General features: G+C 72.3%; 18 protein-coding genes. 12 read left to right on the top strand and 6 right to left on the bottom strand.

Going from position 1 to position 18,903, the window contains the following annotated elements:
* Positions 1-100: 100 nt before the first annotated feature.
* Together AB0I82_RS03390 and AB0I82_RS03385 are read left to right on the top strand one after the other, a co-directional pair.
* Positions 101-1,627, top strand: a complete 1,527-nt coding sequence (locus AB0I82_RS03390) for a DHA2 family efflux MFS transporter permease subunit (RefSeq protein ID WP_363255353.1) — start codon at positions 101-103, stop codon at positions 1,625-1,627.
* Positions 1,628-1,795: 168 nt separating this feature from the next.
* Positions 1,796-2,875, top strand: a complete 1,080-nt coding sequence (locus tag AB0I82_RS03385) for a tetratricopeptide repeat protein (RefSeq protein ID WP_363256057.1) — start codon at positions 1,796-1,798, stop codon at positions 2,873-2,875.
* Here the strand turns inward: AB0I82_RS03385 and AB0I82_RS03380 are convergent.
* Entirely contained in the window at positions 2,778-4,211 is a 1,434-nt protein-coding gene (locus AB0I82_RS03380; protein ID WP_363255352.1) for a lipase maturation factor family protein, read from the bottom strand. The genes AB0I82_RS03385 and AB0I82_RS03380 overlap by 98 nt on opposite strands.
* 269 nt (positions 4,212-4,480) lie before the next feature.
* Between AB0I82_RS03380 and AB0I82_RS03375 the strand changes: the two genes are divergently transcribed.
* Positions 4,481-4,654 (top strand): hypothetical protein, encoded by a 174-nt coding sequence (locus AB0I82_RS03375; RefSeq protein ID WP_363255351.1) that lies wholly within the window; start codon positions 4,481-4,483, stop codon positions 4,652-4,654.
* Between the two features lie 97 nt (positions 4,655-4,751).
* Here AB0I82_RS03375 and AB0I82_RS03370 read toward each other — a convergent pair whose 3' ends face one another.
* Positions 4,752-5,327, bottom strand: coding sequence for a TIGR03086 family metal-binding protein (locus AB0I82_RS03370; protein ID WP_363255350.1), 576 nt, complete (start codon positions 5,325-5,327; stop codon positions 4,752-4,754).
* Positions 5,328-5,478: 151 nt separating this feature from the next.
* Here AB0I82_RS03370 and AB0I82_RS03365 point away from each other — a divergent pair, with 151 nt between their 5' ends.
* The gene (locus AB0I82_RS03365) at positions 5,479-7,029 is read left to right on the top strand and encodes an AMP-binding protein (RefSeq protein WP_363255348.1); all 1,551 of its coding nucleotides are present in this window, start codon (positions 5,479-5,481) and stop codon (positions 7,027-7,029) included.
* A gap of 14 nt (positions 7,030-7,043) precedes the next feature.
* Here the strand turns inward: AB0I82_RS03365 and AB0I82_RS03360 are convergent, their stop codons facing one another.
* From AB0I82_RS03360 to AB0I82_RS03350, 3 genes are read right to left on the bottom strand one after another with little or no spacing between them, the layout of a single operon-like run.
* A complete protein-coding gene (locus AB0I82_RS03360; protein WP_363255347.1) occupies positions 7,044-8,051 on the bottom strand; it encodes a zinc-dependent alcohol dehydrogenase family protein in 1,008 nt (335 codons plus the stop codon).
* 30 nt (positions 8,052-8,081) lie between these two features.
* The gene (locus tag AB0I82_RS03355) at positions 8,082-8,543 is read right to left on the bottom strand and encodes an RpiB/LacA/LacB family sugar-phosphate isomerase (RefSeq protein ID WP_363255346.1); all 462 of its coding nucleotides are present in this window, start codon (positions 8,541-8,543) and stop codon (positions 8,082-8,084) included.
* Positions 8,540-9,334: a triose-phosphate isomerase family protein gene (locus AB0I82_RS03350; RefSeq protein WP_363255345.1), complete on the bottom strand. Its 795-nt coding sequence runs from the start codon at positions 9,332-9,334 to the stop codon at positions 8,540-8,542. Before AB0I82_RS03350 ends, AB0I82_RS03355 begins: the two co-directional genes overlap by 4 nt.
* Positions 9,335-9,525: 191 nt before the next feature.
* On the opposite strand from AB0I82_RS03350, the gene AB0I82_RS03345 reads away from it, so the two are divergent.
* The 3 genes from AB0I82_RS03345 (at position 9,526) to AB0I82_RS03335 (ending at position 11,769) form a co-directional block, all read left to right on the top strand.
* Positions 9,526-10,626, top strand: coding sequence for an LLM class flavin-dependent oxidoreductase (locus AB0I82_RS03345; RefSeq protein WP_363255344.1), 1,101 nt, complete (start codon positions 9,526-9,528; stop codon positions 10,624-10,626).
* On the top strand, positions 10,623-11,270 hold the full coding sequence (locus AB0I82_RS03340) for a CE1759 family FMN reductase (protein WP_363255343.1): 648 nt from the start codon (positions 10,623-10,625) through the stop codon (positions 11,268-11,270). Before AB0I82_RS03345 ends, AB0I82_RS03340 begins: the two co-directional genes overlap by 4 nt.
* Before the next feature lie 154 nt (positions 11,271-11,424).
* The gene (locus AB0I82_RS03335; protein WP_363255341.1) at positions 11,425-11,769 is read left to right on the top strand and encodes a DUF1330 domain-containing protein; all 345 of its coding nucleotides are present in this window, start codon (positions 11,425-11,427) and stop codon (positions 11,767-11,769) included.
* 15 nt (positions 11,770-11,784) lie between these two features.
* On the opposite strand, the gene AB0I82_RS03330 is transcribed toward AB0I82_RS03335, so the two are convergent.
* Positions 11,785-12,774: an aminoglycoside phosphotransferase family protein gene (locus tag AB0I82_RS03330; RefSeq protein ID WP_363255340.1), complete on the bottom strand. Its 990-nt coding sequence runs from the start codon at positions 12,772-12,774 to the stop codon at positions 11,785-11,787.
* 92 nt (positions 12,775-12,866) lie between these two features.
* On the opposite strand from AB0I82_RS03330, the gene AB0I82_RS03325 reads away from it, so the two are divergent.
* The 5 genes from AB0I82_RS03325 (at position 12,867) to uvrA (ending at position 18,902) form a co-directional block, all read left to right on the top strand.
* Positions 12,867-13,487 (top strand): TetR/AcrR family transcriptional regulator, encoded by a 621-nt coding sequence (locus tag AB0I82_RS03325; protein WP_363255339.1) that lies wholly within the window; start codon positions 12,867-12,869, stop codon positions 13,485-13,487.
* A gap of 175 nt (positions 13,488-13,662) precedes the next feature.
* The gene (locus AB0I82_RS03320; RefSeq protein ID WP_363255338.1) at positions 13,663-14,883 is read left to right on the top strand and encodes a cytochrome P450; all 1,221 of its coding nucleotides are present in this window, start codon (positions 13,663-13,665) and stop codon (positions 14,881-14,883) included.
* A gap of 34 nt (positions 14,884-14,917) precedes the next feature.
* Positions 14,918-15,112, top strand: coding sequence for a ferredoxin (locus AB0I82_RS03315; RefSeq protein ID WP_363255336.1), 195 nt, complete (start codon positions 14,918-14,920; stop codon positions 15,110-15,112).
* Entirely contained in the window at positions 15,109-16,347 is a 1,239-nt protein-coding gene (locus tag AB0I82_RS03310; protein WP_363255335.1) for an FAD-dependent oxidoreductase, read from the top strand. Before AB0I82_RS03315 ends, AB0I82_RS03310 begins: the two co-directional genes overlap by 4 nt.
* 98 nt (positions 16,348-16,445) lie before the next feature.
* On the top strand, positions 16,446-18,902 hold the full coding sequence (gene uvrA / locus AB0I82_RS03305) for an excinuclease ABC subunit UvrA (RefSeq protein ID WP_363255334.1): 2,457 nt from the start codon (positions 16,446-16,448) through the stop codon (positions 18,900-18,902).
* Position 18,903: the final 1 nt, after the last annotated feature.

Below are 18,903 nucleotides of genomic sequence, written 5' to 3'. Positions count from 1 at the left end.
GTCCCTGAGACGACCGATCTCCCGACGGCGCGTCCCGGCGCAACGTCGCGCCGGGCCCGCGCCCGATCCGTACCAAAATTTCAGTGAGGTGTGCCCGACCATGACCGAACCCGCGACCGCCGGGGGCGTGGACTCTCCGCCCGGCAGTTCCCCCGCGCGCGCTCCCGTGCGCGCTTCCGTACTCATAGCCGTGCTGGTCGTCTCGGCCTTCGTGATGATCCTCAATGAGACGATCCTGAGCGTCGCGCTGCGCGACCTCACCGTCGACCTGGGCATCTCCACCACGACAGTGCAGTGGCTGACCAGCGGCTTCCTGCTGACCATGGCGGTGATCATCCCGATCACCGGCTTTCTGCTCGAACGCTTCACCGCGCGCCAGGTCTTCCTGGCCTCGCTGACGCTGTTCAGCGTGGGCACGCTCGTCAGCGGCCTCGCCCCCGGTTTCGGGGTGCTGATGGCCGGGCGCGTGATCCAGGCGTGCGGCACCGCCGTCATGATCCCGCTGCTCATGACCTCGGTGATGCGCCTCGTACCGGCCGAGAAGCGCGGCCAGACGATGGGCACGATCAGCATCGTCATCGCGGTCGCCCCCGCCATCGGGCCGACGGTGGGCGGTGCGGTGCTCGCCTCGCTGGGCTGGCGCTGGATGTTCTGGATCGTGCTGCCGCTCGCCGTGGCCACGCTGGCCCTCGGCGCGGTGATGATGCGCCTGGACAGCGAGACCCGGAAGGTGCCGCTGGACCTGCTCTCCGTCGTGCTGTCCGCCATCGGCTTCGGCGGCGTCCTCTACGGCCTGGCGACCGTCGGCGAGTCCCGCGGCGGGGAGCACGCGCTGCCGCCGTGGATCCCGATCGTGGTCGGCCTCGCGTCGCTGGGCGTGTTCGTCGCGCGCCAGCTGAGCCTGCAGCGCGCGGACCGCGCCCTGCTCGACCTGCGCCCGTTCAAGACCCGGTCCTTCACCGTCGCGCTGGTCCTGTCGGCGCTGCTGTTCATGTGCCTGCTGGGCGCCGGGGCAATCCTGCTGCCGCTGTACCTGCAGACCGTGCTGCACACCAGTACGTTCGTCAGCGGCCTGGCCGTCCTTCCCGGCGGGCTCCTGCTCGGCCTGCTGGGCCGTCCGGTGGGGCGGCTGTTCGACCGTTTCGGCGCCCGCCCGCTGGTGATACCGGGCGCGCTGGCCCTCGCCGTATCGATGTGGCTCTTCACCTTTCTCGGCGCCGGCTCGCCGCTGGCCGCGGTCATTGCCATCCACATCCTGCTCATGGGCGGGCTCGGGCTGATGATGACGCCGCTGATGACCGAGTCCCTGAGCGCGCTGGACGACCACCTGCACTCCCACGGCAGCGCGATCCTCGCCACGCTGCAGCAGGTCGCGGGCGCGTTCGGCACGGCCGTCTTCGTGACCGTCGCCTCCCTGAGCACCTCCGACCCGTCGGGCGCACCCGACGCCGGCGGCCTGCGCACGGCGTTCATGGTCGCCGGAGTCATCGGTGTGCTCGCGTTCCTCGTGTCGCTGTTCGTCAGCGGCACGAAGCGGCCCGCCCGGCTGCATTCCGCCCCGGCCGCCGACACCGGCACCGGGACGGAAGCGGGGGTGGAAGCCGAAGTCGTCGAGCCCACCCGCTAGCCCCCCCGGCTCCGTCCCCTAGGGGACACCCCGTACATCTCCAAGGTGATCGACCAGCCATTCGTACATCCCCCGACGGACCCCGAAAACCGCAGGTGGAGGGACGAATGGCGGGTCGCGGGCCACATAGCGTCATGGCGGATGACCGACATGACCAGGAGGCTCGCGATGTACGGGAAGGCATTCGCTCCGGAGTATCAGGGGGAGCTGGGGGCGGAGTTGAGTGTGAACTCCTCGTACGAGGACGTGCTCGTCGCGGCGCGGAGAGTGCGGGGCGCGGCCGGGACGCCGGGGGACGCCGCGCGGGCCGCGCTCGCGGAGGCGGAGGCCGGGCGGCGGCTCGGGCGGGTGGCGGAGGCGGAGGACGCCTGGCGGGCCAGTTACCGCAGTGCGCGGGCCGCGGCGGATGCCGGTGGGATGGCCTGGGCGCTGTGGAGCGGGGGCACCCTCGCGCGGCAGTGCGGGCGCCTCGCGCTGGCCCGTCGGCTGCTCGCGGCCGCCGTTGCGTTCGCCGAGCAGGGCAGTGACCGCCTCGCCCACGGGTACGCGCTGGCCGGCCTCGCCGAGACCGGCCGGATACAGGGCGACTACGAGGCCGTCGCCGAGCTGCACGAAGAGCTGCTGGCGCAGGCCAGGGCGCACGGCGAGGCCCGCCACATGGTGTGGGCGATGTCGGGGATCGCGCAGATGCACCGCAACAAGGGCGAGTACGAGAAGGCGCTCGGTCTCTTCGAGGAATCGGCGCGGATAGCCGAGGGCGCCGACGATGTGCGGGGGCTCGCGTGGTCGTTGCGCGGGGTGGCCGACGTGCGGTCCGTGCGAGGGGAGACCGAGGAGGCGTTGCGGCTGCTCAGCAAGGGGGAGGCGCTGTGCCGGGAGCTGGACCTCGCGGGGGCGCTGGCGTACAACCACAAGATGCGCGGGAACGTGCTGTACCGGGCCGGGCGGTACGAGGAGGCCGCTGCCGTCTACCGGGGCGCGCTGGCGGAGTTCCGGGCCATGTCCGAGCCGCGCGGCAGCGCGCTCGCGCGGCTGGGGCTGGTGAAGTCCCGGGCGCGGACGGGATGGCCGTACGACGAGGTGCTCGCCGAACTGGACGAGGTCGAGCGCGAGGTCACCCGGATCGGGCTGCGGCACGCCCGCGACATGGTCAGGTCCTTCCGCGCAGAGCTGTCGGCGGAAAGAACTGCCGTACATAGTCACGGTGCCACCACGCGCCGGTCTCCCGCAGTTCCCGCCAGGTCGTGAAGCGGTAGCGGTAGAACAGCGCCCGTACGTGCCGCGGCGGCGCGTCGGGGAAGGGATTGCGGCGCAGCAGCCGCAGCGTGTCGCGGTCGTTCTCCAGGAGGCGCTCCAGGAACGGCCCGAACCAGCGGCCCGCGTAGCCCGGCGACAGCGCCGCGAACCACATCAGCCAGTCGAGGCGGAGGTGGTACGGCGCGAAGGGGCGGGGGAGACGGCGCACGTCGCCCGGCTTGCCCTTGAAGTCGTACTCCCGCCACTCCGTGTCCTCGGTGATCACCTCGTCCGCCGTGCCCTCGATGACGACCTCGTGCCGGATGCGGGTGATGGAGCCGAACGCGCCGTACGCGTTGACCAGGTGCAGCGGCTCGAACGAGGTGTTCATCCGCTGTTGGCGGGAGAGCAGATTGAGCGCCGGGCGGTAGCTCAGGTACAGCACCCCCGCGGTCGCGGCGATGACCACGATCTCGTACCAGAGCGGGGGAGGGGCGAGGTCCGCCGGCGGGCCGACGAGGCCACCGAGGCCGACCGCCGAGGCGTCGACGACGGACACCGCGATCACGATCGTCGCCCAGTTCAGCCAGGCGAAATTGCCCGAGAGCACCAGCCACAGCTGGGTGACGATCATCGCCAGCGCCGCCCAGGTGGCGATCGGCTGCGGGGTGAAGAGGAGAACGGGCGCGAGGAGCTGCGCCACGTGGTTCGCGGCCGTCTCGACGCGGTGCAGCGGCCGCGGCAGATGGTGGAAGAACCAGCTCAGCGGGCCCGGCATGGGCTGCGTCTCGTGGTGGTAGTACAGGCAGGTCAGGTCGCGCCAGCACGGATCGCCGCGCATCTTGATCAGCCCTGCGCCGAACTCCAGCCGGAACAGCAGCCAGCGCAGCAGCCACAGGACGAGGACGGGCGGCGCGGTGTCCGCGTTCCCGAGGAAGACCGCCAGCGCACCCGTTTCGAGGAGCAGCGTCTCCCAGCCGAAGCCGTACCAGGTCTGCCCGACGTTGACGATCGAGAGGTACATCGCCCACAGCACGGCCCACCACACCATCGACGCCCACAGCGGCACGGCGTCGGCGGCGCCCGCCAGCACGGCCGCCGCCAGCAGCGCCCCTGCCCACGCCCAGCCCGCGAAGAAGCGGTCCGAGAAGCGCCAGTGGAAGACCGACGGCGCCGCCCGGAACGGCACGCGGCGCACGAAGTCCGGTACCGGGGTCATGCCGCGCTCCCCGATCAGCGCCCTGAACTGCAGCGCCGCCGACACGAAGGCGATGATGTACAGCGCGGCCAGACCGCGCTGGAAGACCAGCCGGCCCAGCCAGTACTCGGGTGCCGGGAACCACTCCACACGCCTATCCGTAGCACCGCGGCGGGCTGTCGGCGTGGCTGAAACGGGCCGTACGGGGGCACTTTCTCCGGCCTGTAACTCTATCGACGGTAATTGCCGCGCAGCGGGGAACTCATGTCGTTAGGCTGAGGGCGACGGACGACCTGTCTGGGAGATGCCGACATCCTCGGCCCGTCGCGGGATGCGCCACGAACCATGGCCGAACTCCCGGTTATGACATACGGCGCCACCGCGTCAAGTACCTCATCCCTTTGGCTAAGGAGTGCGTGGTGGCACCGGAACAGACGATCAGCAAGCAGCCCCGACCGAAGCAGAGCGAGCGCCAAGGGCGCATCCGGGAGGTGCGCAACCTCGAGGTCTGGAGCCGCTGCGCCCCGGTCCACCTGGCGGGCTGCGACGACGAATCAGCAGCTGAGCAGCACATCTTCCGCGGGATCGACTGACGTGTACGACTGCTGACGCGTGCGGCGGCTGAGGTGTACAGCCGCTGACGTGTACGGCCGGCCGGGTGACCCGGCCGGCACCTCTTCGGGCCGTCGCCTACGGACGGCGGCCCAGCAGGCAGAGCAGCCGGGTCTGGTCGTCGGCGCCCGGCGGCGGCTCGATCGCCGGCGCGAAGAGCCCCGATTCGCTCAGCTCGGCGGCGTACGGCTCGACCTCCCGCAGCGCCGCGGTCACCAGCTCCTTCGGCAGCTCCTCGGACGCGCCGACCGCCCGTGACAGATCCCAGGCGTGCACGACCGCGTCCATCGTCATCTGGCTGCAGTACGCGGCCGCGCCGGTCCGCCCGTACGACAGATGGACCCGCCGGTCCAGGGCGCCGGGCTCGGTGAATGCCGCGACGGCGGCGACCGCGGCACGGTCCCAGGTCGCGACCGGGTTCTCGCCCAGTACATCGCCGCTGAAGTCCTCGCCGACGTCCTCGATGGTGGCACCGTCCCGGACCAGCCGCGGCACCCACAGCTGCTCGGCGGTGAGGTGGTTCACCAGGTCGCGCACCGTCCAGTTCGCGCACGGTGTCGCGGCGTCCCACTGGTCCTTGCCCACAGCGTGGACGCGGTCCCCGAACAGCTCGATGGCCTCGCCGTGCCGGCGCAGAATGTCGTCGGTCCTCATGCCTCCTCAGCATAGGAGCGGGCCCCCGCGGCGTCCCCCCGACGCGCGCCCGGCCTACTCCCCTTCGCCTCACTGACGTCGCGTCAGCACTCTGGCCAACCTCCCGTGCGGTTGGTTGGATGTGCGCGAGCCGAAAATCATTGGAGGCTGCATGGATCTCGCGTCTGCACCCGCCGCCATCCGCTCCGCAGGGCACGAACGCCCCTACCCCGCCTTCCACGACCGCACCGCCCGCATCGCGACCGGGCTGCGCGCCCTCGGAATCGGGCCGGGTGACCGGATCGCGGTCGTGATGCGCAATGAACCGGCCTATCTCGAAGTCACCACGGCCGCCGCCCAGGCGGGCATCTCGGCGGTCCCCGTCAACTGGCACTTCCGCCACGACGACCTGCGCCACGTCCTCACCGACAGCGGCAGCCGCGCCGCCTTCGTGCACACCGACATGCTGCCCGCCGTCACCGCCCACCTCCCCGCCGGCGTGCACGTCATCGAGGCGCCCGTGCCCGAAGGGGTCGCCGCGGCCTGCGGTTTCACGGCACCACCGGTCAGCGGCGCGCATCCGGTACTGGACGACTGGCTGGCCGGGTACGAGCCGCTGGCCGACCCGGCCCCCGACCGCCCCTCCACCGTGATCTACTCCTCCGGCACCACCGGCCGCCCCAAGGGCGTGCTGCGCGACCCCGTACGCGCCGCAGACCTGCCCGACGCCGTGGCGAACTTCCTCTCCTACTTCGCCGTGCGCCCCGGCGGCCGGACCATGATCCCGGCGCCGCTCTACCACGCGTCGCCCAGCCAGCACGCCGTCCTCGCGGTCGCCTGCGGCCTGGACATCACGCTCATGCCGCGCTTCGACGCCGAGGAGTTCCTGCGGCTGATCGAGGCGCACCGCGTCGAGCAGGTGCAGGTCGTCCCGACCATGCTGGTGCGCCTGCTGCGGCTGCCCAAGGAGGTCCGCGAGCGGTACGACCTGTCCTCCCTCACCTCGGTCGTCCACGCGGCCGCGCCCTGCCCGCCGCACGTCAAGCACGCGATGATCGACTGGCTCGGGCCGATTCTCCGCGAGTACTACGGCGGCAGCGAGACCGGGGCCGTGACCTGGTGCGACAGCGAACAATGGCTGGCCCACCCGGGCACCGTGGGGCACGCCGAGGGCACCTGCGGGGTGGCCGTGCTCGGCCCCGACGGGCGGGTGCTGCCGCCCGGTGAGACCGGCACGATCTACCTCAGACCGGCCGACACCTGGCCGCGCTTCACCTACCTCGGCGACCCCGCCAAGCGCGCCGCGATGGAGTCCGCGGCGCTCCCCGGTTACGTCACCATCGGCGACATCGGCCACCTCGACGAGGACGGCTACCTCTACCTCAGCGACCGCCTCAACGACATGGTCATCTCCGGCGGGGTCAACATCTACCCGGCCGAGATCGAGGGGTGCCTGCTGGCGCTGGACGGGGTCCGGGACGCCGCGGTGTTCGGTATCCCTGACCCCGAGTACGGCGAGACGCTGGCCGCCCACATACAGGCCGACCCCGCCGCCGGCCTCACCGCCGAGGACGTCCGCGCCCACGTCGCGGCCCGGCTGGCCAAGTACAAGGTCCCCGGGACCGTCGTCTTCGAGGAGACGCTGCCCCGCGACCCGTCCGGGAAGCTCTTCAAACGGCAGCTGCGCGAGCCGTACTGGGCGGGCCGCGGCACGAAGATCTGAGCGGTCCCGATCCCTTACGCCGGGGCCTTGTCGGGGACGATCTGGAGCTTGCGGCCCGTGCCGCGCTTGAAGGTCTCCAGGGCCTCGGCGTACTCGTCCAGCGCGAACTGATGGGTGATCATCGTCTCGGAGTCGATGACGCCCTTGCCGAGCAGCTCAACGGCGCGCCCGTAGCTGTGCAGGATCGCCATCGAGCCGACGATGCGGATCTCGTCGTTGTAGATCCGGAACGGCGAGAACTTCGCCAGCTCCTGGTCGGGCGCGCAGCCGAACTGCTGGAACGTGCCGCCCCTGATCGGCCGGGTCAGCCCGTCCTCGATGGCCTTGATGTTGCCGGTGCAGTCCGTGACGACCTCCCAGCCCAGCCGCCGTTCCAGGTCGTCCGCGCTTGTGGCGACGTGGTCGGCGCCCAGCTTCTTCGCCACCGTGAGACGGTCCGCGTTGATGTCCACGACCGATACGGAGCCGGCGCCCGCGCGCTGGGCGACCTGCATGTAGAGCAGGCCCATCGTGCCCGCGCCGTAGATCAGGAAGTTGTCGCCGAGCTTGGGGTCGACGATGTCGAAGCCGCGCACGATCGTCGACAGCGGCTCGATGAGCGGGGCGTGCCGCAGCTCCACGGTCTCCGGCAGCCGGTAACAGTTGCGGGCCGGCACCTTCACGTACTCGGCGGCGGCGCCGTCCACGGTGATGCCGATCGTGCCCCACTGCTCGCACAGGTTGCCGCGGCCGATGGCACAGAAGTGGCAGGCGCCGCAGTAGATCGCCGGGTCGGCGGCGATCTTGTCGCCCTCGGCGAACGCGGTCACACCCTCGCCCACCGCGACGATCTCGCCGGAGAACTCGTGCCCCGGGATCACCGGGTACCGGGTGGGCCCGAACTCGCCCGCCAGCATGTGCACATCGGTACCGCACAGCCCGGCGGCGGTGACCTTGACGACGACCTCGCCGGGGCCCGGCGTCGGGTCCGGCACGGTGGTCACGGAGAGCTTGTGCGGTTCCTCGATGACGACTGCGCGCATGGTGCTGACACCTTTCGGAAGGGGGGATGGTCAGGCGTGGGCGGTGGCGCGGTTACGGGACTCGACCTGCTTGATCTTCTCCACCTTGGGCGCCGAACCGCCGCCCGCGAAGTCGGAGACCAGCCAGTGGTCCAGGCATACCAGTGCGGCGTGCACGCCCATGGTGCGGCTGCCGAAACAGGCGATCTGCGCGTCGTTGGACTTGCGGGCCCGCTCGGCGCTGTAGCTGTCCGGGATCTGCGCGGCGCGGATGCCGGGCACCTTGTTGGCGGCGATGGCCATGCCGATGCCGGTGCCGCACACGAGGACGGCGCGCTCGTGCTCGCCGCGGGCGACGCTGCGCGCGACCCGCTCGGCCACGTCCGGGTAGTCCTCGCCCGCGGTGGCGCTCAGGTCGGTGACCGGGTAGCCGCGCTCGGTGAGATACGCGATCATCGCGTCCTTCATCTCGAAGGCGGCGTCGTCGCAGCCGATGGCGATGCGGTACGTCATGAGTGGTCTCCCTGGGAGTGGTTCATTACGGGGGCGATCTCGTCGAGGACGCGGCGCAGGCCCTCGGTGTCGTGCGCGAGCCGGCCGAGGAACAGGCCGTCGACGGGGCCGGCGGAGAGCCGGGCGTACGTACCGGGCCCGGCGGTGCCGCCGTAGATCAGGCGGCCGCGTACGTCGTGCTCGTCCAGGCAGCCGCGGATCGCGGCGGCCACCGCGAGGACGTGATCGGCGGGGGCGGGCTCCGCGGCGCCGATCGCCCAGACCGGCTCGTACGCGATGACCACCTCGCTGCCGGGCACGGCGCCCGCGAGCGCGGCCCGCACCTGGGTGAGGGTCTCCGCGACGGCCGCCCCGGGGTCGGCGCCGTCCCGCTCGCCCGCGCAGACGACGGGGACCAGCCCGGCGGCGGTGGCGGCGCGGGTCTTGGCGCGCACGGTCTCGTCGGTCTCGCCGAAGTACGCGCGCCGCTCGGCGTGCCCCACCTCGACGTACGTGGCGCCGGCCTCGGCGAGCATCCCGGCGGACACCTCGCCGGTCCACGGCCCGGACTCGGCCCAGTGCACGTCCTGCGCGCCGAACGCCACGCCCGTACCGGCCAGCAGCTCGCGGGCGTCGGCGAGCGCGGGGAAGGAGGGGAGGACGAAGAGGTCGACGGGGCGGGTGGCGAGCCCGGCGGTCCCGGCGAGCGCGGCCACGTCCGCGAGCCACTTCCGGGTCTCGGCGAGCCCGAAGTACAGCTTCAGCGAGACGCCGACCAGCGGGCGGCGCCCCGTCGATTTCTCAGGGATCACATCGTTCATGGTGAGTAAAACAAAAGCACCTGTGAACTTCACAAGTCAAGACGTGAACTTCACGAGATCGGTGTGATTTCCAGGGGTGGGCGTCGGGGGGAATGGATCGGGAGCGCGCCTCGTTGGCGTGTATGGTTTACGATTCAACTACTAGATGAAGCGGTTACGGCTAGCGCACGGAGGCGGCCACCATGCAGTTCGGGATCTTCACCGTCGGAGATGTCACCACCGACCCGACGACGGGCCGGACGCCGACCGAACACGAGCGGATCAAGGCGATGCTCGCCATCGCGCTCAAGGCGGAGGAGGTCGGCCTGGACGTCTTCGCCACCGGCGAGCACCACAACCCGCCCTTCGTGCCGTCCTCGCCGACCACCATGCTCGGTTACCTCGCGGCGCGCACGGAGAAGCTGATCCTCTCCACGTCCACCACGCTGATCACCACCAACGACCCGGTGAAGATCGCCGAGGACTTCGCGATGCTGCAGCACATCGCCGACGGCCGGGTGGACGTCATGATGGGGCGCGGCAACACCGGCCCGGTCTACCCCTGGTTCGGCCAGGACATCCGCCAGGGCATCCCGCTCGCCATCGAGAACTACGCCCTGCTGCACAAGCTGTGGCGCGAGGACGTGGTCGACTGGGAGGGCAAGTTCCGCACCCCGCTGCAGGGCTTCACCTCGACGCCCCGCCCGCTGGACGGCGTACCGCCCTTCGTGTGGCACGGCTCCATCCGCAGCCCCGAGATCGCCGAACAGGCCGCGTATTACGGCGACGGCTTCTTCGCCAACAACATCTTCTGGCCCAAGCACCACTTCCAGCAGCTGATCCGGCTCTACCGGCACCGCTACGCGCAGTACGGCCACGGCACCCCCGAGCAGGCCATGGTCGGCCTCGGCGGCCAGGTGTTCATGCGGAAGAACTCCCAGGACGCGGTCCGCGAGTTCCGCCCGTACTTCGACAACGCACCCGTCTACGGGCACGGCCCCTCCCTGGAGGAGTTCACCGAGCAGACCCCGCTGACCGTCGGCAGCCCGCAGCAGGTCATCGAGAAGACCCTCGCCTTCCGCGAGTACTTCGGCGACTACCAGCGCCAGCTGTTCCTGATGGACCACGCGGGCCTGCCGCTGAAGACCGTACTGGAGCAGCTCGACATGCTCGGCGAAGAAGTCGTCCCCGTGCTCCGCAAGGAGTTCGCCAAGGACCGCCCGGCCCAGGTGCCGGACGGGCCCACGCACGCGGCGCGCGTCGCCGAGCGCGACGCCGCGGCCCTGGAGGAGGTGGCGGAATGAAGCCGCTGAAGATCGTGGCCGTCTCGGCGGGGCTGGGCGTCCCGTCGTCCACCCGCCTGCTGGCCGACCGGCTGGCGGAGGCCACCCGGCAGCGCCTGGCGGGTGACGAGCCGGCCCGCGCGGTGGAGGTACGCGTCGTCGAACTGCGCGACCTGGCCACCGACATCGCGCACAACATGGTGACCGGCTTCCCGTCGCCCGCGCTGGGCGAGGCCGTCGAGGCGGTGACGGAGGCGGACGGCCTGATCGCCGTCACGCCCATCTTCACCGCCTCCTACAGCGGCCTGTTCAAGTCGTTCTTCGACGTCATCGACAACGCCGCGCTGACCGGCAAGCCCGTGCTGATCGCGGCCACCGGCGGCACGGCCCGGCACTCGCTCGCCCTGGAGCACGCGCTGCGCCCGCTCTTCGCGTACCTGCGCGCGGTGGTCGTACCGACCGCCGTGTACGCCGCGTCCGAGGACTGGGGCACGGGCGGCAGCGGCCCCGGCGGCGCGCTCACGGAACGCATCGACCGGGCGGCGGGGGAGCTGGCCGCGCTGGCCCTGGGGCGGGCGGCCACGGCGCCCGCGGCCGAGCCGGCCGACGACGCCTTCGATGTCGTGCCCTTCGCCGAACAGCTGGCCGCGCTGCGGGCCAACTGACCGCCGCGGCACGGCGTACCGCAGGTCCGCCATGACCTGCGAGGTCATCGACGCGCTGACCCGGGGCTGGAAACGTACGGGTCAGCGCGGGCCGCACGGAGCGGTCGGCGGCCAGTCGGTCATCCGGCTATTGGGCCAACGAGAGGGGACTGTCATGAGCGCGTACGCCGTGGGGCACATCAAGGGCGACAGTCGGCACGAGGACGTGCTCTCCTACATGGAGCGCATCCAGGGCACGCTCGACCCCTTCGGGGGCCGCTTCCGGGTGCACGCCGCCGAGGCCGAGGTCCGCGAGGGCACCTGGCCGGGCCACCTGGTCCTCATCGAGTTCCCGGACCTGGACAGCGCCCGCGCCTGGTACGACTCGCCTGCGTACCAGGAACTCATACCGCTGCGCACCCGCCACCTCGACGCGGACATCCTGCTGGTCCCGGGCGTCCCGCCGGGCTACGAGGCGGCCCGCACGGCAGCGGCCCGACGCGCGGCGGGCGCGGCCTAGAACCGGCGCCGGGGTTCATGCACCGGCGACCTCCGCGAGTACCCGCGCCTCCGCCAATTCCTCGGCGCCGCCCGGTACATCGTCGTGCGCGGCGGCCCACAGGGCGCTCTCGACGGAGCGGGCCACGCCCCAGGCCGCCGCGCGCTCGGGCGGTACGCCGAGCCGGTCGGCCAGCAGCCGCAGCCGGGTGCGCAGCAGGGCCTCCGGCGCGTCGTACTCGAACGGGTCGTCCAGCTGGGTCACCAGCGGCCACAGGTCGTACCCCGGGTCGCCGGTCATCGGCTTCGGATCGATGGCGAGCCAGCCGCGCGGGCCGTCGGCGGCCAGCACGTTGCCGGGGTTGAAGTCACCGTGCACGACGACCTCGCGGCGGGCCGTGGCGGGCAGCTCGCGCAGCAGCGAGGCGCCGAGTTCCACCAGGCCGCGGTCGTACGGGGGCCGCAGCCGGTCCAGCCGTTCGCGCACCTCGTCCGACCACTCGGCGCACACCGCCGCCACGGTCTCCAGTTCGCCGTCCGGGGGCCGGGGCGCGCGCCACAGGGCGTCCAGTACGTCGGCGGCACGGGCCAGCCCTTCGGGGGGCGACAGGGCGCCGTCGTCCTCCGCGTCGAGCAGCGTCGTCCCCGGTGTGCAGCGTTCGAGGAGCAGCGCGTGCCGTGCCGGGTCGTGCGCGAGCAGCCGGACCGCGCCGTGGCCGCCCCAGGCGCGCAGGGCAGCGGCCTCGCCCGCGGCCTCCCGGTGCGGCCAGGTCACCTTCAGTACGGCCGGGCCGCCGTCGGGCAGCCGCACCGGGGCCACCCAGGAGCAGCTGCCGCCGTGGAACGGGGCCGACAGCCGCAGCTCCCACTGTTCCGCGGTCTCGCGGACCAGCCGCGGCAGCCGGGCCAGCCAGGCCCGGCCGGAGGCGTGCGCGCTCACGGTGTCGGCGACGGGGAGGCCGGGCGGGAAGAGATCGGGCCGCCACGGGGCGGTACCGGCGGCCATGATGTCCAGGGGCTCGGGCATGGCCGCACAGTAGCGGTGGCCGCGCGTCTGAGTGTCGGCCCAGGTATGAAACTCTTAAGAGCCCGCCAGGACGAGAAAGAGGCGTACGGCGCATGACGGAGAGCCCGGCCGCACGGCCCAGGAACCCGCGCGGCCAGGGTGACCGGCTGCGCGAGGAGCTGCTGAACGCCACGGAACGGCTGCTGGAGCAGGTCGGCAGCGAGGACGCGCTGTCGCTGCGCGCCGTGGCCCGCGAGGCGGGCGTCGCGGCGCCCAGCATCTACCGGCACTTCGCGGACAAGACCGAGCTGGTCTGGGCGACGATGCAGGTCAGCTATGAGCGGCTGGTCGAGGACATGGCGGCGGCCGGCGCGCTGGTCCCGGAAGGGGACCCGGTGGCCCGGCTGCGCGCCCGGCTGCGCGCCTACTGCACGTACGCCATCGATCATCCGGCGAAGTACCGCCTGCTCTACGAGACTCGGCAGTCCCCGGTCGGCCCCGAGCGGCTGGCGCAGCACCCGGCGGGCCTGCTGGTGCGCGGCCTGCACGACGCGCTGGCGGCGTGCGAGGAGGCCGGCTGGCGGGTGCGCGGCTCCCGGGAGGAGGCGCCGTACGTCCTGTGGTCGGCGGTGCACGGCCGGGTGATGCTCTGGCAGGTCCTGCCCGCGACGAAGAACCCCGAACGCCTGCATCGCTTCGTGGACGAGATCCTCGAACTGCTCCTGGAGCGCTGACCCCCGCGTCGCTGCGGTGCGTCGCCCCCTGACGCCTGAGGGTTGTAATTAGCACCTAATGCCGCTGAACAGCCCCCCGGCTCGTTTACCTGCCTATTACACATGTAAGTTTACGGTTGTTAGGCGAAGCCCACCGCGGCGCACGTCCTTGCGGTACGTGCCTTCTAGGAGCGACATGACCGTCACTTCCCCCCATGCCCCGCTGCCCGTGGAACCCCCCACCGGCTGCCCGTTCGACCCGCCCGCCGAGCTCGGCCGGATGCGGATCGAGGAGCCGATCAAGAAGATCTCGCTGCCCGACGGCAGCTGGGCCTGGCTCGTCACCCGGTACGCGGACATCCGAGCGATCCTCGGCGACACCCGCTTCAGCTCCGACACCACCACCCCGGGCTACCCGCTCAGCGGCATGACCGGCGGCGCCACCACCGAGAACCGCGGCTTCATCCGCATGGACCCGCCGGAGCACACCAGGCTCCGCCGGATGGTCACCCGCGAGTTCATGGTCAAGAAGGTCGAGGCGCTGCGCCCGGAGATCCAGCGGATCACCGACGAGCTGTGCGACGCGATGCAGGCCGCGAAGCTGAACGGCGCGGACTCCGTCGACCTCGTCGAGGCGCTGGCGCTCCCGGTGCCCTCCCTCGTCATCAGCGTGCTGCTCGGCGTCCCGTACGAGGACCACGCGGTCTTCCAGGGCCTGACCGGCAAGCTGCTCTCCCGCACCATTCCCCGCGAGGAGGCCGACGCCGCCCGCGAGGAGCTGCGCGCGTACCTGGACGGCCTGGTCACCGCCAAGGAGGCGAACCCGGGCGACGACATCCTCAGCCGCCTCATCGTCGAGCAGCAGCAGGCCGGGGAGATCAGCCACGACGACGTCATCGGCTTCGCCGCGCTGCTGCTGGTCGCCGGTCACGAGACCACCGCCAACATGATCGGCCTGTCCGCGCTGAGCATGATGGGCGAGCCGAAGACCGCGCAGCAGCTGCGCGAGGACCCGTCGCTGATCCGCGGCGCCGTCGAGGAGCTGCTGCGCTTCCACAGCATCATCCGCAACGGCCCGCGCCGCGCCGCCACCGCGGACATCGAGATCGGCGGGCAGCTCATCCGCGCCGGTGAGGGCGTCGTGGTCGCCGTGCCGTCCGCCAACCGCGACCCGGAGACCTTCGAGGACCCCGACCGGCTCGACGTCTGCCGCCCCAACGCCCAGCACCACGTCGCCTTCGGCTACGGCATCCACCAGTGCCTCGGCCAGGCGCTGGCCCGCGTCGAGCTGCAGGTCGTCCTCGGGACCCTGCTGCGCCGCTTCCCGACGATGCGGCCCGCCGTCCCGATCGAGGACATCCCCTTCCGCACGGACATGGCGATCTACGGGTGCCACGAGCTGCCCGTCACCTGGTAATTCCGCCCTCACCACCCCACAGGAGCAAGTAGCCATGAACATCACCCTCGACATCGACAAGTGCTGCGCCGCCGGCCAGTGCGTCCTGGTGGCGCCCGAGGTCTTCGACCAGCGTGACGAGGACGGCATCGTCGTCCTGCTGGACGCCCAGCCGCCCGCCGAGCAGCACGCCGCGGTCCGCGAGGCCGCCGCCATCTGCCCCGCCGCGGCCATCCAGGTCGAAGCATGACCGTCGGACGCATCGCCGTCGTCGGCGCCTCGGCGGCCGGTCTCGCCGCCGTCGAGGCGCTGCGCCGGGGCGGCTGGACCGGCCAGCTGACGCTGGTGGGCGACGAACCGCACCTGCCGTACGACCGGCCGCCGCTCTCCAAGCAGCTGCTGAGCGGCGATTGGGAGACCGACCGGCTGGGGCTGCGCACGGCCGACCAGCTCGCTGCGCTGGACCTTGACGTCCGGCTCGGCACGAAGGCCACCGCGCTGGACGCCGGGACGCGCACGCTGACCCTGGACGACGGCGACCGCCTGGCCGCCGACGGCGTGATCGTCGCCACCGGTGTCCGGGCCCGTACTCTGCCCGGCCTGGCCCGCCTGGACGGCGTCCACACGCTGCGCACGCTCGACGACGCGCTCGGGCTGCGGACTTGGCTGTCCGGCGCGCCGCGGCGGCTGGTCGTCGCCGGGAACGGCGTACTGGGCTGCGAGGCCGCGGCGGTGGCCCGCGAGCTGGGCCACGAGGTCACGCTCGTCGGCCGCGACCCGCTGCCCATGGGCCGCCTCGTCGGCGACGGCGTGGGCGCGCTGTTGGCCGCCGAGCACGAGCGGCACGGCGTACGGCAGTTGACCGGCGGTCTGGACGGTGTGGAGACGGCGGACGGGCGCGTCACCGGAGTACGGCTGGCCGACGGCTCCACGCTCGACGCCGACACCGTGCTGCTCGCCATCGGCTCCGAACCGGCCGTGGACTGGCTGCGTGCCGACGCCGCCCTGGACACCGCCGACGGGCTGCGCTGCGACGAGTACTGCGCCGCGGCGCCCGGTGTCTACGCCGCGGGTGACGTCGCCCGCTGGTACCACCCGGGCCACGGCCGCCACCTGCGGATCGAGCACCGGATGAACGCCACCGAGCAGGCCATGGCCGCGGCCAAGAACCTGCTCGTGGAGCTGGGCGTGTCGGAGGACGAGCGCCGCCCGTTCACGCCGGTCCCGTACTTCTGGTCCGACCAGTACGGCATGAAGCTCCAGGCGTACGGGGTGCTCGCGGGCGCCGACCGGGCCGAGACGGTGCTGCTGGACAAGGAGCAGCGGCAGGTGGCCGCGCTGTACGGCCGCGCCGGGCAGGCCACCGGCGTGCTCGCCGCCGGACTGCCGCCCCGGCAGATCCGCGGGCTGCGCGCGGTGATCGCCACGCCGGGGCCGTGGGAGGAGGCGCACCAGCGCCTGCTCGCGGCCGTCGGCGCGGAGTGAGACGGGGGACGCCGGCCGGCCACCTCCCCGCCGGCCGGCCGGCGTCCCCGATCATCCCGTCGTCCCTGATCACGTCGGTGTCCCCGATCATGGAGGGCATGACCGATTCGTACGTACGGGTGCGCGGCGCCCGTGAGCACAACCTCCGCGCCGTCGACGTGGCCCTCCCGCGCGACGCCTTCTGCGTCTTCACCGGTGTCTCCGGCAGCGGCAAGTCCTCGCTCGCCTTCGGCACCCTCTACGCCGAGGCGCAGCGCCGCTACTTCGAATCGGTCGCGCCCTACGCCCGGCGGCTGATCCACCAGGTCGGCGCGCCCAAGGTCGAGGAGATCACCGGGCTGCCGCCGGCCGTCGCCCTGGAACAGCGCCGCTCGGCCCCCACCTCGCGCTCCTCCGTCGGCACCGTCACCACCCTCTCCAACTCCCTCCGGATGCTCTTCTCGCGCGCGGGCGACTACCCGGCGGACAGCACCGGACGTCTCGACTCCGACGCCTTCTCGCCCAATACGGCGGCGGGCGCCTGCCCCGAGTGCCACGGCCTGGGCCGCGTCCACCGCGTCACCGAGGACTCCCTCGTACCGGACCCGTCCCTCTCGATCCGCGACGGCGCCATCGCCGCCTGGCCCGGTGCCTGGCTCGGCAAGAACCTCCGCGACATCGTGGCCACGCTCGGCTACGACATCGACCGCCCCTGGCGCGAACTGCCGCAGCAGGACCGCGACTGGATCCTCTTCACCGAGGAACGGCCGGTCGTCACCGTGCATCCGGTACGCGAGGCGGGCCGCATCCAGCGGCCGTACCAGGGCCAGTACCAGAGCGCCCGGCACTACGTGCTGCACACCTTCGCCGACTCGCAGAGCGAGACGCAGCGCAAGCGCGTCGCGCAGTTCCTGGTGTCCGAGGCGTGCCCGGCGTGCGACGGGCGGCGGCTGCGGCCCGAGGCGCTCGCGGTCACCTTCGCGGGGCACGACATCGCCGCGCTGGCCGGGATGCCGCTGGCGGCGCTTGCCACGCTGCTGCGGCCGACGGCGGAGGGCACGGACGAGGAGAGCGTGGCGGGCACCCTCGCGCGCGACCTCGTCGCCCGTATCGAGGTGCTGACCGAACTCGGCCTCGGCTACCTCAGCATGGACCGTCCAGCGCCCACCCTCTCCGCCGGAGAACTCCAGCGGCTGCGCCTCGCCACCCAGCTCCGCTCCGGCCTGTTCGGCGTGGTGTACGTCCTGGACGAGCCGTCCGCGGGCCTGCACCCGGCAGACACCGAGAACCTGCTGACCGTCCTCAACCGCCTCAAGGCGGCGGGCAACTCCCTCTTCGTCGTCGAGCACGACATGGACGTCGTCCGGCGGGCCGACTGGCTCGTGGACGTCGGGCCGCACGCCGGTGAGCACGGCGGACGCGTACTGCACAGCGGACCGGTCGACGGCCTCGCGGGCGTGCCGGAATCCCTCACCCGCCGCTTCCTCTTCGCGGAGCCGGGCGGCGAGGGCGCGCGCGAGCCGCGCAAGGGGACGGGCACCCTGCGCCTCTCCGGCATCCGCCTGCACAATCTCCGGGGACTGGACGCGGAGTTCCCGCTCGGGGTGTTCACGGCCGTCACCGGCGTCTCCGGGTCGGGCAAGTCCACGCTGGTCACGCAGGTACTCGCGGACGCCGTACGGGAGCGGCAGGGCGGTCCGGGCCCCGAGGACGAGGACGAGTCCCGCCCGACGGCCGAACTGGCCGCCGTCGAGGGCCTGGACGCCGTGGACCGGCTCGTCCGCGTCGACCAGAAGCCCATCGGCCGCACCCCGCGCTCCAACCTGGCCACGTACACGGGCCTGTTCGACGCCGTACGGAAGGTCTTCGCGGCTACGGACGAGGCGCGCGCCCGCGGCTACAAGGCGGGCCGCTTCTCCTTCAACACCACCACCGGACGCTGCGAAACCTGCCAGGGCGAGGGCTTCATCGCCGTCGAACTGCTCTTCCTGCCGGGCACGTACGCGCCCTGCACGGCCTGCCACGGCGCCCGCTACAACCCCGAGACCCTGGAGATCACCTACCGGGACCGGAACATCGCCGATGTCCTGGCAATGACCGTGGACACCGCGGCCGATTTCCTCGCGGAGGTGCCCGCCGCGGCCCGCGCGCTGCGCACGCTCCAGGAGGTGGGCCTGGGCTACCTCCGCCTCGGCCAGCCCGCCACCGAACTCTCCGGCGGCGAGGCACAACGCATCAAGCTCGCCACCGAACTCCAGCGCACCCGCCGCGGCCACACCCTCTACCTCCTCGACGAGCCCACCACCGGCCTGCACCCGGCCGACACGGAGGTACTGCTGCGCCAGCTGCACGGCTTGGTCGACGCGGGCAACACCGTGGTCGTCGTCGAGCACGACATGGGCGTGGTCGCGGGCGCCGACCACGTCATCGACCTGGGCCCGGGCGGCGGCGCCGACGGCGGCCGGATCGTGGCGTCCGGCCCGCCGGCCGAGGTGGCGGCGGCGGAAGGGAGCCGCACGGCGCCGTACTTGGCGCGGACGCTGGCCCGCCTTGGCGAGGACGGGGGCAGGCCATGAC

The organism is Streptomyces sp. NPDC050315 (assembly GCF_040655775.1).
GTDB lineage: Bacteria > Actinomycetota > Actinomycetes > Streptomycetales > Streptomycetaceae > Streptomyces.
Note: the sequence above shows the minus strand (reverse complement) of the source record. Positions and strands in the feature narration are given on the sequence as shown.

Coding starts and splice junctions, on each gene's coding strand:
- AB0I82_RS03390 (WP_363255353.1), top strand. CDS start 101: ATGACCGAACCCGCGACCGCCGGGGGCGTGGACTCTCCGCCCGGCAGT.
- AB0I82_RS03385 (WP_363256057.1), top strand. CDS start 1,796: ATGTACGGGAAGGCATTCGCTCCGGAGTATCAGGGGGAGCTGGGGGCG.
- AB0I82_RS03370 (WP_363255350.1), bottom strand. CDS start 5,327: ATGAGGACCGACGACATTCTGCGCCGGCACGGCGAGGCCATCGAGCTG.
- AB0I82_RS03365 (WP_363255348.1), top strand. CDS start 5,479: ATGGATCTCGCGTCTGCACCCGCCGCCATCCGCTCCGCAGGGCACGAA.
- AB0I82_RS03360 (WP_363255347.1), bottom strand. CDS start 8,051: ATGCGCGCAGTCGTCATCGAGGAACCGCACAAGCTCTCCGTGACCACC.
- AB0I82_RS03355 (WP_363255346.1), bottom strand. CDS start 8,543: ATGACGTACCGCATCGCCATCGGCTGCGACGACGCCGCCTTCGAGATG.
- AB0I82_RS03345 (WP_363255344.1), top strand. CDS start 9,526: ATGCAGTTCGGGATCTTCACCGTCGGAGATGTCACCACCGACCCGACG.
- AB0I82_RS03340 (WP_363255343.1), top strand. CDS start 10,623: ATGAAGCCGCTGAAGATCGTGGCCGTCTCGGCGGGGCTGGGCGTCCCG.
- AB0I82_RS03335 (WP_363255341.1), top strand. CDS start 11,425: ATGAGCGCGTACGCCGTGGGGCACATCAAGGGCGACAGTCGGCACGAG.
- AB0I82_RS03330 (WP_363255340.1), bottom strand. CDS start 12,774: ATGCCCGAGCCCCTGGACATCATGGCCGCCGGTACCGCCCCGTGGCGG.
- AB0I82_RS03325 (WP_363255339.1), top strand. CDS start 12,867: ATGACGGAGAGCCCGGCCGCACGGCCCAGGAACCCGCGCGGCCAGGGT.
- AB0I82_RS03320 (WP_363255338.1), top strand. CDS start 13,663: ATGACCGTCACTTCCCCCCATGCCCCGCTGCCCGTGGAACCCCCCACC.
- AB0I82_RS03315 (WP_363255336.1), top strand. CDS start 14,918: ATGAACATCACCCTCGACATCGACAAGTGCTGCGCCGCCGGCCAGTGC.
- AB0I82_RS03310 (WP_363255335.1), top strand. CDS start 15,109: ATGACCGTCGGACGCATCGCCGTCGTCGGCGCCTCGGCGGCCGGTCTC.
- uvrA (WP_363255334.1), top strand. CDS start 16,446: ATGACCGATTCGTACGTACGGGTGCGCGGCGCCCGTGAGCACAACCTC.